This window comes from Streptomyces sp. ISL-43, from assembly GCF_018614195.1.
GTDB lineage: Bacteria > Actinomycetota > Actinomycetes > Streptomycetales > Streptomycetaceae > Streptomyces.
Genome location: NZ_JAGGOT010000002.1, coordinates 215910 through 230892, shown reverse-complemented (window position 1 = coordinate 230892; position 14983 = coordinate 215910). Strand labels below are relative to the sequence as shown.

The 14983-nt window shown below is 73.9% G+C and carries 8 protein-coding genes; 4 read left to right on the top strand and 4 right to left on the bottom strand.

Going from position 1 to position 14983, the window contains the following annotated elements:
* Positions 1-7: 7 nt before the first annotated feature.
* The 4 genes from J7F03_RS01660 to J7F03_RS01645 all read right to left on the bottom strand — a co-directional run bounded on the left by J7F03_RS01660 (position 8) and on the right by J7F03_RS01645 (position 4934).
* Positions 8-1807 carry a pitrilysin family protein gene (locus J7F03_RS01660; RefSeq protein WP_214946805.1) on the bottom strand — a complete coding sequence of 600 codons (1800 nt, stop codon included), beginning with the start codon at positions 1805-1807 and terminating at the stop codon, positions 8-10.
* 7 nt (positions 1808-1814) lie between these two features.
* Positions 1815-2795: a hypothetical protein gene (locus J7F03_RS01655; protein ID WP_214946804.1), complete on the bottom strand. Its 981-nt coding sequence runs from the start codon at positions 2793-2795 to the stop codon at positions 1815-1817.
* 201 nt (positions 2796-2996) lie between these two features.
* The gene (locus tag J7F03_RS01650) at positions 2997-3533 is read right to left on the bottom strand and encodes a hypothetical protein (RefSeq protein ID WP_214946803.1); all 537 of its coding nucleotides are present in this window, start codon (positions 3531-3533) and stop codon (positions 2997-2999) included.
* A gap of 171 nt (positions 3534-3704) precedes the next feature.
* Positions 3705-4934: a nucleotide sugar dehydrogenase gene (locus J7F03_RS01645; RefSeq protein WP_214946802.1), complete on the bottom strand. Its 1230-nt coding sequence runs from the start codon at positions 4932-4934 to the stop codon at positions 3705-3707.
* 378 nt (positions 4935-5312) lie between these two features.
* Here J7F03_RS01645 and J7F03_RS01640 point away from each other — a divergent pair, with 378 nt between their 5' ends.
* From J7F03_RS01640 to J7F03_RS01625, 4 genes are all read left to right on the top strand, one after another.
* Positions 5313-7037 (top strand): glycerol-3-phosphate dehydrogenase/oxidase, encoded by a 1725-nt coding sequence (locus tag J7F03_RS01640; protein ID WP_214946801.1) that lies wholly within the window; start codon positions 5313-5315, stop codon positions 7035-7037.
* Between the two features lie 149 nt (positions 7038-7186).
* A complete protein-coding gene (locus J7F03_RS01635; protein WP_214946800.1) occupies positions 7187-9931 on the top strand; it encodes a serine/threonine protein kinase in 2745 nt (914 codons plus the stop codon).
* 126 nt (positions 9932-10057) lie between these two features.
* A complete protein-coding gene (locus J7F03_RS01630; RefSeq protein WP_308378907.1) occupies positions 10058-13162 on the top strand; it encodes a protein kinase in 3105 nt (1034 codons plus the stop codon).
* A 117-nt stretch (positions 13163-13279) separates the two neighbouring features.
* On the top strand, positions 13280-14959 hold the full coding sequence (locus tag J7F03_RS01625; RefSeq protein ID WP_214946799.1) for a serine/threonine-protein kinase: 1680 nt from the start codon (positions 13280-13282) through the stop codon (positions 14957-14959).
* Positions 14960-14983 lie beyond the last annotated feature (24 nt).

Genomic DNA, 14983 nt, shown 5'->3' with positions numbered 1-14983 from the left:
ACGCCGGTCAGTTCTTGCCCTTGATCCGGCGGTTCATGCAGACGCCCCACGGGATCAGGAAGGCGCCCGCGACGAGCAGGTAGTCGAAGAGGAACTTCGCGTTGTCCTGGGCGATCTGGCCGTGCTCGTCACCCATGACGATGCCGAGCACGAGCGTCGATCCGCCGATGAGCACCCCGGGGACACCGAGCACCCACAGGAGGACGGTGAACCAGACGGCGGGCGGGGCCTGCGGGGCGGCCGGGAGGGCCTCCGGGGCCGCCGCCCGGGTCGGCTGGGCCGGCTGCGCGGGCTGGGGCGGACGGGGGATGCGCGCCGGGTCGCGGGGCGGCATCGCGAGGACCACGGAGGGCGGGACGGACGCGTCGAGCGGGGCCAGGTCGGCCGCGGTGATCCCGAACAGGGCCGGCTCGATGGTGAGGGTGAACCCGTCGTGGCCGACCAGATGGCGGGCGCCGTCGGGGTAGGCCTGCACGAGGGAGCACTCCGCGTAGCGGACGGTGATCCGATTGGCCGCCGTGACCAGGCTGACCCCGTCGGCCGCCACGGTCAGGACCGTGCCCGGATCGGCCAGGGACGGGTGCGCCCGCCCCGTGACGACCTCCTCGGACCCGGTGGGCGCGACCGCGAGCCCCGCCCAGTCCACGCCCCGGCCGGGCACCTGCATCAGGGCGCCGGCCCACAGGGCGCGCGCGACCTCGTGCAGGGCTTCGACGGTGACCGCCTCGATCTCGGCCCTCGCCTCGGCGACGGTGAGGTGGCGGTGGCGCAGCAGGAGGTCCACGGCCTGGCCGGGGAGCCGGGCGGAGGCGAGCTCGGGGCCGTTGAGCCGCGCGAGCGCGGAGGCCCGTACGGCTTCCAGGTCGGCCGGTTCGATCCGGCCGGCCCGCAGCTTCGCGAGGACGTCGACGAAGGCGCCGACCATCGCGTCCTGCTTGTGCGGCAGCGCGTCGGCGTAGGCGACGACGGTCGCGGAGCCGGCGTCGCGCGGGGAGTACTCGGCCGTCGCCGTGTACGAGTACCCGCTCTTGTGGCGCAGGTCCCGCAGCAGCTCCTTGCCGAGGACCTCGGCGAACAGGCTCGCCCCGGTGGAGCGCGGCAGTACGGAGGTCAGGACGACGGCGCCGTCGTCGCCCTGGAAGTAGGCGGGCAGGACGGGCAGGGCGGAGGTGGCCTCGGGCGCGGGATGCCACTCGCCGGAGGGGAGCGCGAGGTCCAGCCCCTCGGGGACGGTGTCGCCGGTGATCCACAGGACGGCGTTCCCGGCGGTGAACCGCGTGCGCGCCCAGTCGCGGACGGTGTCGCCGGTCAGTTGCCGCAGGCCGGTCTCGGCGTAGCCGGTGAGGCCGTAGGAGCGGGCTCCGTAGCGCCACAGGGTGGCGAGGTGGGCCGGTCCGCGGACGCGGCCGGCGGCCTCGGTGCGCAGGATCTCCTTCTCGGTCTCCAGCCGGTCCATCGGGAGGTCGCGCAGGGAGGCGCACACGCCGTTGAGGTAGGCGACCACTTCGGCGGGGGTGCCGGTGACGTGGAAGTGGGTGAACGTGGCGGTCGTGGCGCCGTTGTGGTGCCCGTCGCTCATGCCCTGGCGGTACAGGGCGAGGTGCTCGACGAGGTGGGTGACGCCGCTGGTGGCCAGGGTCTCGTCGGCGCGGCCCACCCGGAAGACCAGCCCGGCGCTGAGGAGGCCGGAGCGGGGGGCGAGGACGGTGCGGATGCCGTCGACGGTGGTGGTGACGACGCCGTCCTCGTCGGTGAGGGTGCCGGTGGTGGTGGTCGTCGTGGTCGTGTTGCTGCCGGTGGTCGTCATCGTGTCCTCAGCCCTGCGCCAGCGCGTTCGTGCGGTGGCGGACGAATTGGGTCTCGGGGTCGCCGTTGCCGAGGTAGTGCCACGGGAACTCGCTGGCGCGGTCGCCGAGGGCGCGGAAGTGCGGCGCCGCGGCCTCGGGGTGCAGGGCCGCGCCGTGGGTGATCGCGAAGGCGCAGTATGCGTTGACCTGCACGTACGCGTCCGTACGGGCGTCCGTACGGGCATCCGGGTGCAGGACGGAGTGCGCGGCGGCGGCGAGCAGCCGGTCGTGGTTCTCGGGCGAGCGTACGTACGCCTGCGCGGCCTCGATGTCCTCGTTGCGCGTCACGTCCATGAACTGCTCCAGCTGGGCGATGGCGACCAGGGCGGCGTTCGGGCTGCCGGCGGGCGAGGCCTTCGCGCACGCGTCGGCGAACGCGTGGGCGGCCTCCCAGCTGCCGCTCCACTTGGGGCAGAGCTGCTGGAGCAGCTGCTGCTGGCCCGCGTAGTGGTGGGGGTGGTGCTCGGCGAGCCGGTCGTAGCGGCGCCGGGACTCGCCCTGGCCGAGCTCCAGGCCGCGCGAGGTCATGAGGCGCAGGTACCAGGCGAGCGCGTAGTGCGGGTGCTCGGCGCAGACGTCGATGAGCAGCATCTCGGCGTGCCGCAGCTGGGCGTGGAACTCGTCGAACTGCCGGCGCGACACGTGCTCGGCGCGCGCGCGGGACCGGATGCCCCAGGCGGTCTGGATCAGCCGGTCGGCGAGCAGGGTGCGGGCGAGCGGATCGCGCGGAGCGCGGTCGGCGGCCTGGCGGAGGAACGGTTCGCTGTCGGGCAGGTCGGCGACGACGCGCGAGGCGACGGCGCGGTCGTCCTCGTCGGTGAGCGCGTCGAACGAGGCGCGGACACCATCCCAGTCCTGGCGCTGGACGCGGTCGCGGAGGGTGGCGAGGGCGGGGATGCGGTCGGCGGGATCGAACACGGGCCGGCCGGGCGGGGGGTGAGCGGACACGCGCGGATCATATGACCGCGGTCCCTGCCGGGGACAGGGGTTTCCGCCCCCTGGTGATCATGGGCGCGGCTGCTCAGGACCCCGCCGGCGGCGGCCCGCGACCCCGGAGCCCCGCGCGGACTCCGGGACCGGGCCTGGGGTGGAGCTTTGGGTGGGCTGTCGGCTGTCGGCTGTCGGCTGTGGGGCTGTGGGGCTGTGGGGTCAGGCGGTCTTGCGGGCCGTCTGGAAGGCGGTGTAGCCGCCGAACGCGAGGAACAGGTACGTCATCGGGCCCGACGTCTCCTTCCAGGTGTCGACGAGCAGGGAGAAGCCGAGGTTCAGCACGTCGAGGGTGCCCACGCCGAATTGGTCCGCGCCGATCATCGCGAGGCCGAAGATCTGGCCGGCGAAGACGGCGCCCAACGAGAGCAGGGCGCTGATCACCGGCAGGAGGGGGTTCCTGCCACCGAGCTTGCCGGCGGCGAAGCCGACCACGACGCCGACGGCGACGGCGGCGTAGCCGATCTGGTACTTGGTCAGTCCGATGATCGTGCCGTAGATGGCGGCGGTGACCAGGGCGGCGACCACGGCCGCGCCGATACCGAGGCCCACGTTGCCGGGGCGCGCCGGGACGGGAACCGGGGCCGGGGCCAGGAAGTCGGCTCCGGACTGGGCCGGGAAGCCGGCCGGGGCCGGGGCCGCGGTGTCGGTCGCGGGCGTGGTGGACTCGGGCGCGGGCGGCTGGAACTGCTGGCTCATGGAGAAATCCCCCCCAGGGATTTTGGGCGCACGGATGCCCGCATGTGTGTACACGGGATGCGTACATGTGTACGCGGGACGTATGCGCGAGATAAGTCGCCGCAGGTTAGCAGCAGCCTGCGACGTCCGCGGAGGGGATTTCGGCCTGCCGGGGCGGGCTTTCGGGGTGGGTTACAGGCGGTGTGCGGCGCCCACCGGGCTCGCGCCGCGGGTGTCCAGCAGCAACTGGGCCTTCACCGCCAGGCCTTGGAGGTCGTAGGTGCGGTGGTGCTGCAGCAGGATCGTCAGGTCGGCGTTGGCGGCGGCCTCGTACAGCGATTCGGCCCGGGGGACCGGCTGGTCCCTGACGCGCCATCCGCCGATGTACGGGTCGTGGTAGCTGATCAGGGCTCCGAGGTCGAGGAGCCGGCTGGCGATCTCGCGCGCCGGGGAGCCCTCCTGGTCGGCGAGGTCCGGCTTGTACGTGACCCCGAGCAGCAGGACGCGGGCCCCGCGGGCGGACTTGCCGTGCTCGTTGAGCAGGGTGGCGCTGCGCTGGATGACGTACTGCGGCATCCGGTTGTTGATCTCCTGCGCCAGGCCGACCATGCGCAGCGGGTGGCCCGGGGTGCGGGTGGTGTGGGGGAGGTAGTTGGGGTCGAGGGGGACGCCGTGGCCACCGACTCCGGGGCCGGGGCGGAAGGCCTGGAACCCGTACGGCTTGGTCTCGGCGCACCGGATGACGTCCCACAGGTCCACGCCGAGGTCGTGGCAGAGCACGGCCATCTCGTTCATGAGGGCGATGTTGACGTGCCGGTAGTTCGTTTCGAGCAGCTGTACGGTCTCGGCCTCGCGCAGGCCCCGGGCGCGCACCACCTTCTCGGTGAGGCGTGCGTAGAAGGCGTGCGCGGACTCGGTGCAGGCGGGGGTGAGGCCGCCGATGACCTTGGGGGTGTTGGAGATGCCGTGCGTGCGGTTGCCGGGGTCCAGGCGGCTGGGGGAGTAGGCCAGGTGGAAGTCCCGGCCGGCGCGCAGCCGGGAGCCCGATTCGAGGATCGGGCGCAGGTACTCCTCGGTGACGCCCGGGTGGGCGGCCGATTCGAGGATGACGGTGGTGTGGGGGCGCAGCCGGGCGGCGAGCGTGCGGCCCGCCTCGCCGACCGCGGACAGGTCGAGTGCACGGTCCGCGCCGAGCTGGGTGGGGGCGCAGATGACGGCGGTGCGGACCCGGCCGAGTTCGGCGGGGTTGGTGGTGACCCGGAAGCCGGCCGCCGACATGCGGCGGATCTCGGCGGCTGTGAGGGTGGAGTCCGTCGCCGGACCGCTGTCGTAGCCGACCGTCTCGATCCCGGCGGCCACGGCTGCCTGGGCGAGCGGGAGGCCGAGATGGCCGAGTCCGATGACGGCGAGATCTGCGGGCATGGGGGTGCCGTCCCTTCCCTTCCCTGACATGCATGAGGGGGCGGTGCGCGCAAGTCCTGTGGATGAGGAGAGCTGGCGCAATGTCAGACTAGGCGTATATATGACAGATATGTCGTATTCAGGGGTAATAGTCGTCGTCGTGTTATCCACAGGCGGTGGCTGATGTGGATGCGGCCGGTCAGAATCATGAACGGGCGGTGTGAGCGGGATCACCCACAACGGGTGGGATGACCGCATAGGGCGGACGCGGCGACCCGCGTCTACGGGAGGCAGGCAGCCGTGAGCACTGGGACAGGGGCAGGGACGGGCACGGACACGACGGGGACGGGAGCGGAGACGACGGGGACGGGAGCGGAGACGACGGGGACGGGAGCGGGGATGAGGACGGGCGCAGGAGGCGGGACGACGACGCTGGGGCCGGCGCAGCGCGCCGAGGCGCTCGCCGTGATGGCCGAGCGGGAGCTCGACGTGCTGGTGGTCGGCGCGGGCGTGGTCGGCGCCGGGACCGCCCTCGACGCCGTGACCAGGGGGCTGGCGACGGGGCTGGTGGAGGCGAGGGACTGGGCGTCCGGCACCTCCAGCCGTTCCAGCAAGCTCATCCACGGCGGGCTCAGATACCTGGAGATGCTCGACTTCGCCCTCGTGCGGGAGGCGCTGAAGGAGCGCGGCCTGCTGCTGGGGCGCCTCGCCCCGCACCTGGTGAAGCCGGTGCCGTTCCTCTATCCGCTGCAGCACAAGGGGTGGGAGCGGTTCTACGCCGGCTCCGGTGTCGCGCTGTACGACGCCATGTCGCTCTCCAGCGGTCACGGGCGCGGGCTGCCGGCCCACCGCCACCTCTCGCGGCGCCGAGCCCTGCGGATCGCGCCGGCGCTGCGCAAGGACGCGCTGGTGGGCGCCCTGCAGTACTACGACGCCCAGATGGACGACGCGCGCTACGTGGCGACCCTGGTGCGCACGGCCGCCGCATACGGGGCGCAGTGCGCCAATCGGGCGAGAGTGGTCGGGTTCCTGCGGGAGGGTGAGCGGGTCGTCGGGGCGCGGGTGCGGGACGTGGAGGGCGGCGGGGAGTACGAGATCCGCGCGAAGCAGATCGTGAACGCCACGGGGGTCTGGACGGACGACACCCAGGCGCTGATCGGGGAGCGGGGGCAGTTCCACGTGCGGGCGTCGAAGGGCATCCACCTCGTCGTCCCGAAGGACCGGATCCACTCCTCGACCGGGCTGATCCTGCGGACCGAGAAGTCGGTGCTGTTCGTGATCCCGTGGGGCCGGCACTGGATCGTGGGCACCACGGACACCGACTGGGACCTGGACAAGGCGCATCCGGCGGCGTCGAGCGCCGACATCGACTATCTGCTGGAGCACGTGAACTCGGTACTGGCCGTCCCGCTCACCAGGGACGACGTCCAGGGGGTCTACGCCGGCCTGCGGCCGCTGCTGGCCGGGGAGTCGGACGCGACGAGCAAGCTCTCGCGCGAGCACACGGTCGCGCACCCGGTGCCGGGGCTGGTGGTGGTCGCCGGCGGCAAGTACACGACGTACCGGGTGATGGCCAAGGACGCGGTGGACGAGGCGGTCCACGGCCTGGACCAGCGGGTCGCGGAGTGCGTGACGGAGGACGTGCCGCTGGTGGGCGCGGAGGGGTACCGGGCCCTGTGGAACGGGCGGGCGCGGATCGCGGCGCGGACGGGACTCCATGTGGTGCGGGTGGAACACCTCTTGAACCGGTACGGGTCGCTGACGGAGGAACTGCTGGCGCTGATCGCGGCGGACCCCTCGCTCGGGCAGCCGTTGACGGGCGCCGAGGACTACCTGCGCGCCGAAGTGGTCTACGCGGCCTCGCACGAGGGGGCGCGGCACCTCGACGACGTGCTGACGAGGCGTACGCGGATCTCGATCGAGACCTTCGACCGGGGGACGAGATCGGCGCGGGAGTGTGCGGAGTTGATGGCTCCGGTTCTGGGCTGGGACAAGCAGCAGATCGAGAAGGAAGTGGAGCACTACGAGAAGCGGGTGCAGGCGGAGCGGGAATCGCAGCGTCAGCCGGACGATCAGACCGCGGACGCCGCGAGGCTGGGCGCGCCGGACATCGTCCCGTTGTAACTCCGTCACATCGAGGGGGGAACCGTGGACCCGGGGCTCCCGTCAGTTGCGGAGTAAGGGACAATGAGGGTTCTGCCGGGGCGGGTTACCGGGCACCCCGGCGGCTGCCGGGGCAACCGGAGCAGGCGGCACGATCGCAGAGGGGACGCATGTCGAAGCCGGAGCACACCGAGTCGCCGGAACCGTCTGTCGGGACGGGATCGCCGGTGCCTCCGGCGGCCACCCCCGCGGACCCGAAGCCCGCCGCCGCGAAGTCGCGGGGCGCGAGGTCCGGCGCTGGTCAGGCGGTTGCCGACGCCGCGAAGCCCGCGGCCGACGCTTCGCCGGCGGCCGAGCCGGCCGAGCCGGCCGAGGCCGGGCCGGCGGCCGAGGACATACGGCCGGGCACGTCGGCGGAACCGCGGGACGCGGTTCCGGAACCGAAGCCCGCCGCCGCGAAGCCGCGGTCGCGCAAGACCGCGGCCGCGAAGCCGGCCGCCGGGACGCCCGTCGCCGCGAAGCCCGCGGCTGTGCCGGCGCAGCTGCGCAAGCCGGTGGCTGCGAAGGCGGCTGTGGGGGCGGAGCCGCAGGACGAGAAGCCGCAGGACGCGAAGCCCGCGGCTGCGAAGCCGGAGCCGGCCGAGCCCGCGGCTGCGAAGCCGTCCGTCGAGGCGAAGCCCGCGGTTGTGGAGCCCGAGGACGCGAAGCCTGTCGTCGCGAAGCCCGCGGTGGTGGAGCCGCAGGACGCGAAGCCTGTCGCCGCGAAGCCGGAGCTGCTCAAGCCTGCTGCGGCGAAGGCCGCCGGGTCGGAGCCGCAGGACGCGAAGGTCTCGGCCGCGCAGCCTGAGGATGTGAAGTCCGGGGGTGTGAAGGCGGAGCCGCGTGAGGTCGGCGTCGCGAAGGCTGCCGTCGGGGAGCCGCAGGACGTGAAGCCCGTCGCCGTGAGCAAGGCCGACGAGGTGGCGGCCGCCGTCAAGGCGGCCGCGGCCAAGGCGCAGGAGGGCCCCGAGGGCCGGCTGCTCGCGAGCCGGTACCGGCTCGGCGCCGTCCTCGGCAAGGGCGGCATGGGCACCGTCTGGCGCGCCGAGGACGAGATCCTCGGCCGGACCGTCGCCGTCAAGGAGCTCCGCTTCGGCACCGGCGTCGACGAAGACGAGAAGCGCCGCCTCATCACCCGAACCCTGCGCGAGGCCAAGGCCATCGCCCGGATCCGCAGCGGCGGAGCGGTGACCGTCTACGACGTCGTCGACGAAGACGGCCGGCCGTGGATCGTCATGGAGCTCATCGAGGGCCCCTCGCTCGCCGAGTTCGTCCGGGAGAACGGCACCCTCACCCCCCGCCGCGCCGCCGAAGTCGGCCTCGCCGTCCTCGACGTACTGCGCGCCGCGCACCGGCAGGGCATCCTGCACCGGGACGTGAAGCCCTCCAACGTGCTCCTCGCCGACAACGGCAACGGGCGTGTGGTCCTCACCGACTTCGGCATCGCCCAGGTCGAGGGCGACCCCTCCGTCACCTCCACCGGCATGCTCGTCGGCGCCCCCTCGTACATCTCCCCCGAGCGCGCCCGCGGCCAGCGCCCCGGTCCGCCGGCGGACATGTGGTCGCTCGGCGGTCTGCTGTACGCCGCGGTCGAGGGCGTGCCCCCGTACGACAAGGGGTCGGCCCTCGCGACGCTCACCGCCGTGATGACCGAGCCGGTCGATCCGCCCAAGAACGCCGGTCCGCTGGCCGAGGTCATCTACGGGCTCCTCGTCAAGGACCCGGCCCACCGCCTCGACGACGCCCACGCGCGGGCGATGCTCACCGCCGTGATCGACGCGCCCGAGCCACCGGCCCCCGTAGCGGTCGTGCCCGCCGATGAGACCCGGCAGATATCGCTCGCCGAGGCACAGGAGGCCGCGGAGAAGGCAGCCGCCGAGAAGGCCGCCAAGGCCGCGGAGAAGGCGGAGAAGAAGGAACGCGAGCGCCGCGAGCGCGAACAGCGCGAGCGCACCCGCGCGGCACTGAAGTCGGCCCGCAAGGCGGCCGCGGCCGCGGCCGGCGCCGTCGCGGCCGCGACCGCCGCCGAGCCCCCGGCATCGCGTCCCGCGCCCGTCGTGGCGCCGCTCACCGACGTCGTACCGCGCCGCACCATCGCCCTCGCGATAGCCGGCGTGATCGTCGCGCTCGCGGCCATCGGCTCGCTCATCGCCTACGTCGTCAGCGGCGACGACAAGGGCGGTGCGAAGGAGGAGGGCAAGGGCGGCGGTCACTCGGCCGCCGCGTCCAACCCGGCGACCGGTTCCTCGCCGTCCCCGACCCCCTCTCCGTCGCCGAAGCCCGGCGAGCAGGCCGCAAGCGGCGGGGCCGGCTCGCCGAGCCAGGGCCAGTCGCCGAGCACCGGCGCGGGCGCGGGCGGCACCGGCACCAACCCCGGCCAGGGGCAGGGCGCCACGCCCGGGAGTCCCGGGGGGGCGCTCCCGCCCGGGTACTCCACGGTGACGGACTCCGGCTTCCACTTCTCGATGGCGATGCCCGACGGGTTCAAGCCGACCGGCACGGTCGGCGAGAACTCCGGTGTCATCTACAGCCGCGACGGCGGATTCCCGCGGATCCAGGTCGACTTCAACAAATCGCCGGGCGACGACGCGCGCGCCGCCTGGGCCGAGCTGGCCCCGGCGGTGGCGGGCAGCAGCACGAACTACAAGCTGCTGCGGCTCGAAGTGGTGGACTACCGGGGCTACCCGACCGTCGCGGACTGGGAGTTCGAGCGGGACCAGAAGGGTATGAGGGTCCGTGTGCTCGACCGCGGATTCAAGATGGACGCGAAGCACGGCTACGCCATCATGATCAGCTGCGCCGCCGACCAGTGGGACGCCGCGGAGTGCACACAGATGCGCAACACGGCATTCCAGACCTTCCAGTCGCAGGGCTGAGCCAGGGCCGGCGGGCTGGGGCGGGCTTGGGGCGAGCCGTGCCAGGGCCGGGACGCGGGTGCCTCGGGCGTCGTATCGTGTCAGCGGGACCAAGGGGACGGGCCCACAGCTCTCGGGGGAGGCGACGTGGAGGACTACGCGGGCCGGATCCTGGCCGACCGCTACCGCCTGCCGCTGCCCCCGTCCGACGAGTACGAGCTGATCGAGACCCGGGCGTTCGACACGCGGAGCGGGCAGGAAGTCCTCGTACGGCAGGTGCCGTTACCGGAAGTCGTGGACGCGGAGCTGCTCGACGGCACGCGGGGCGCTCCGGCTGCCGCCGTGGGGCGGCGCGCTGCCGGTGAACTGCCCGCGGTGCGCAGGGCGATCGCGGCGGCGCAGGCGGCAGCGTCCGTGCCGGACCATCCGCGGCTGGACCAGGTCTTCGACGTGTTCGCGGAGGGCGGGTCGCTGTGGATAGTGAGCGAACTCGTACCGGCCAGACCGCTGGCGGCGCTGATCGCCGACGAACCGCTGAGCCCGTACCGGGCGGCGGAGGTGGCGGCGGACGTGCTGACCGCGCTGCGGGTGCTGCACGCGCACGGCTGGACGCACCGGAACATCACCACGCGGACGGTACTGATCTGCGAGGACGGCCGGGTCGTCCTGACCGGCCTGGCCGCGGGGGCGGCGGAGGACGCCCTGTGCGGCTACGACCCGGTCCCGCCGCGGGACGGTGCGTGGCCGTTCGAGGGTGACGGATACGCCGCGGGGTACGGCGACTCCGCCGGGTCCGGTGGCGGCCGGGCACCCGGCGCCTGGAGCGGCCCCGGGCCCGGTACGGGCCCGGATGCCGGAGCGGTGACCGGGACCGGATATGAAGCCGGGCCCGGCGAGGCTTCCGGGGCGCGGGCCGAGTACGGGGCCGGCCCCGGCGAGGCTTTGGCGAGCGGGGCGGGTGCGGCGTACGACGCTGCTTCCGGGAGCGGGTCGGCGACCGGGTCCGGTGCAGGCTTGGCCGTTCGCGGGCCGGCGACCGGGGCCGGGGCCGAGGCGCCCGGGTATGCGCCGCTCGTGGCTCCGGGGTACGACACCGGGCCGCGCTACAGCGACCACATCACCCCCGGGGGGACCGGGGAGCGGCCCGATCCGACGGCCGCCGCGCGGGCCGGGGCCATCGCCGCGTACCGGGCCGGGGCGCAAGCCGCCGCGAGGATCGCCGAGCAGCGCAAGGCCGGAGCGGAGCCCGCGCGGGATCCGGCGGCGGAGCCGAGGCCCGAGGGGTCGAACCTGCCGCAGGGGTACTCGTACCCGTACGGCGGCCCGGCGGGTGGCGGTACCTGGCACGGTGCCACCCCGCGCCGCCAGGCCCTGCCCCCGGCGGAGTCCGAACCGCACGCCCGGGAGGGGCTGCAGAACACGCAGGCTCCGCAGAGCACGCAGGCTCCGCAGAGCGCACAGAACCCGGAATCCCCGCAGGGCACACAGGTCCCGCAGGGCACACAGGTCCCGCAGGCTCCGCAGAACGTGCAGGCCCCGCAAGCCCCGCAGGCTTCGCGGAACACGCCGGCCCTGCCCAGCGTGCCGGCCCGCCCCGTGCTGCCCGCGCAGCTCGCCCTTCCCCAGGGCTACCGCCAGGCCGACGCTCCGGACATCCCGGCCGCCGGGGCCCACGCCGAGTCCACACCGGGCGAGCCCGCCGCGGGACGGTTCGGCTACGGCGACCCGCAGCGACCCGGTGCGCCCGGACCCGAGTCCCACCAGGCGGCCGCATCCCCCGGGTACGGGCCGGAGCGAGACGCTGCGGTACGGCCGGGCGGCCCGGCCCCCGGCTACGGGCGGCAGGCGCAGGCGCAGGCGCAGACACAGGCACCGGCAGGCGGTGGCTCCCGCTACGGGCAGCCGGCGGCCCAGGCTCCGGCCGGCCGCGGGGCCGGGTATGAGCCCCAGGCGGCCCCGGCCCCGGCCCCGGCTGGTCGCGCGGCGCGGGCGGCACAGGCGGCGCAGGTCCCCGCCGGCGGTGGGTGGGGGAGTGGGCCCCGGAGCGGGCTGGCTGCCGAGCGGGCTCGGCAGACGCGGATGGCCGTCGTCGGGGCCGTCACCGAGCGGTGGTCGCCCGAGCAGGCGCAGGCCGTGCACGGGCCGTGGCAGCTGGCCGCCCCCGTCGGGCCGGCCACCGACCTCTGGGGGCTCGGCGCGCTGCTGTACCGAGCCGTACAAGGCCACGCCCCGTATCCGGAGGACAGCGTCGCCGAGCTCGTGGAGCTTGTCTGCGCCGAGGCCCCGGCCTTCGCCGAGGAGTGCGGCCCGCTGCGCCCGGTCGTGGAGTCGCTGCTGCGCCAGGACCCGACCGAGCGCCCCGACTTCGAGGAGCTCCGCGGCTGGCTGCGTTCCCTCGTGCGGTCCGCCCCCGAGCCCGACGGCGGCTTCGCCGTCCTGCCGATGCCGGAGCCGGATCCCGCCCGGCTGCCCGTCGTACGGCGGCGAGCCGAGCTGCACGGCCGCCACCGCAGCGGCGAACACCCCCGCAAGCCGCGCTCGCTGGGGCGTTCCCTGCTGCTCGGGATACTCGTCCTGCTCGCCGGAGCCGTTGCCTACGCCATGTTCTTCATGCCCCAGTCCGCCGGCCCGCAGGGCGGGCAGAAAGCGGCCGGGCTGGGCCAGCCCACGGCGCCGCAGGGCAAGGGAAAGGAGGGCGGGAGCCAGAGTCCGAGCCCGAAGCCGAGCGGCTCCGGCACGGCGCCCAGCCCCTCCGCCAGTCCGCCCGAGTCCAAGCCCGCCGCCCAGACCAAGGCCCCCGCCCCGGCCGGGTACACCACCCAGCAGGACGCCGAGCACTTCGAGATCAACGTGCCGAACGGCTGGAACCGTCGCGGAATCAACGAGTCCGGCCAGGTGCGCTACACGGAGGGGGAGTTCGCCCTGACCGTCGTCCCCGGCCGGGACAAGGTCGAGGGCAACCCCGACCCGGCCACGTACCAGAAGGACAAGGAGCCCGAGCTTGCTCCGTACCGCTCCTCCACCTGGTCCAGCGTCGGCGACATCAAGTCCACCAAGGTCGGCAACCAGCTCCGCGTCACCGGCCGGTACACCTGGATCGACGGCAACGGACGCTCGGTCGTGGCCCGCAACTTCGTCGTCGCGCTCGGCGGCTCCTACCACGTCGTCCTGGTCACCGGCCCCCTCGACCAGGAAAGCAAGGTGACCGAGGCCTTCGAGCAGGCAACGGCCAGTTACAAAACGGGCGGCTGACGAGGAATCAGTACGGCAATTGCGTCACAGTGCTGCCCAACGGCCGCCGAGAGGTTCCGGCAGTGCCCGCGGGCTCCGTAGTCTGGCCGGAAGTGCACAGAGCGGCGGCGGGGATTCGTGGAACAGCAGACAGGCGCGGGTGCGGTGCTCGCGGGCCGGTACCGGCTCGTGGAGCCCATCGGCAGGGGCGGCATGGGCAAGGTGTGGCGCGCGCACGACGAGCTGCTGCACAGGACCGTCGCCGTCAAGGAGCTGACGGCGGGTCTGTACGTCGCCCAGGCCGACCGGGACGTCATGCACGCCCGGACGCAGAAGGAGGCCCGGGCCGCCGCCCGGATCCAGCATCCGGCGGTCGTCACCGTCCACGACGTCCTGGAACACGACGACCGGCCGTGGATCGTCATGGAGTACATCGACGGCCCCTCCCTCGCGGACGCGGCGAAGACGGCCGGCCGGATCGAGCCCCGCGAGGCGGCCCGGATCGGGCTGCACGTGCTCGGCGCGCTGCGTGCCGCGCACGCGGTCGGCGTACTGCACCGTGACGTGAAGCCGGGCAACGTGATGCTGGCCAAGGACGGGCGGGTGATGCTCGCGGACTTCGGCATCGCCGCGATCGAGGGCGACTCCTCCATCACGCGCACCGGCGAACTCGTCGGATCCATCGACTACCTGGCCCCCGAGCGGGTCACCGGCGGGTCTCCCGACCCGGCCTCCGACCTGTGGTCGCTCGGCGCGACGCTGTACACGGCCGTCGAGGCCCGCTCGCCCTTCCGCCGTACGTCGCCCATCTCCAGCCTCCAGGCCGTGGTGAACGACGAGCCGCCCGCCCCGACCCACGCGGGCGCGCTGGCCCCGGTCATCACGGCGCTGCTGCGCAAGGACCCGGCGCAGCGGCCGTCGGCCGCCGAGGCCGAGCAGATGCTGATGCAGGCGATGGAGGGCCGGGAGCCGAAGGCGGCGCACGCGTACGTACCGACGCGCGCGCTGGGCTCCGAGGAGCTGGCCACCGCACGGAACGAGCCGACGGACACGGCCGCGCTGCCCGCGGAGCAGGGACCGGAGCACGGGCACGCGCAGGGGCGCGTGCCGGGGCCGGAGGCCGGCCAGGCCCCGGCGGCCAGGCCGGCGGGCTCCTCCGATCCCGCCCGCGGCCGCGTCAGGCGCGCGGCGGTCGTCGCCCTGGTGGCGGCGCTGATCGGCGGCGGCGGGGTGTTCGGAGTGCTGAAGTACACCGGCGACGCGAGCGCCGAAGGCGCCAAGAAGGGCTCGGACAAGACGACCGGTGCGCCCGAGACCTCGGCCGGAACCGGGGACGACAAGGGGCAGAAGAAGGCGGTCGTGCCGGCCGGCTGGCGCAAGGTCGTCGATCCGGAGGGCTTCACCATCTTCGTGCCGAACGGCTGGACGCGCCGGGTGGACGGGACGCAGATCGACTACACACCGGACGGCGGCAAGCACTTCCTGCGGCTCGCGGTGAATCCCAAGCCGGAGTTCGAGAACCCCTACGCGCACATGCTGGACCTGGAGAAGCAGGTGGCCAAGCGCTCCGACTACGTGCGCCTGACGCTGCACCCGAACACCTTCCGGGGGCAGGTCAAGGCCGCGCTGTGGGAGTTCAGCCTGACGGAGAAGACGGGGGCGGCCACCGGGCCCCGGCGGGCCGCCGAGCAGATGTACTACGAGCAGGACGGCACCGAGTACGCGGTGTACATGTCGGGTCCGGCGGCGGAGTGGGAGACGACCCGGTCGCAGTTCGACACCGTCCTCAGCGGCTGGCAGCCGCCGCCGGCCGGCTGAACGCTTCCAGGCCCGCCGCGGAGT

Bases quoted from the DNA above. Each gene is read 5' to 3' on its own strand.
- J7F03_RS01645 (WP_214946802.1), bottom strand. From the start codon at position 4,934: ATGCCCGCAGATCTCGCCGTCATCGGACTCGGCCATCTCGGCCTCCCG.
- J7F03_RS01635 (WP_214946800.1), top strand. From the start codon at position 7,187: ATGTCGAAGCCGGAGCACACCGAGTCGCCGGAACCGTCTGTCGGGACG.
- J7F03_RS01640 (WP_214946801.1), top strand. From the start codon at position 5,313: ATGAGGACGGGCGCAGGAGGCGGGACGACGACGCTGGGGCCGGCGCAG.
- J7F03_RS01660 (WP_214946805.1), bottom strand. From the start codon at position 1,807: ATGACGACCACCGGCAGCAACACGACCACGACGACCACCACCACCGGC.
- J7F03_RS01650 (WP_214946803.1), bottom strand. From the start codon at position 3,533: ATGAGCCAGCAGTTCCAGCCGCCCGCGCCCGAGTCCACCACGCCCGCG.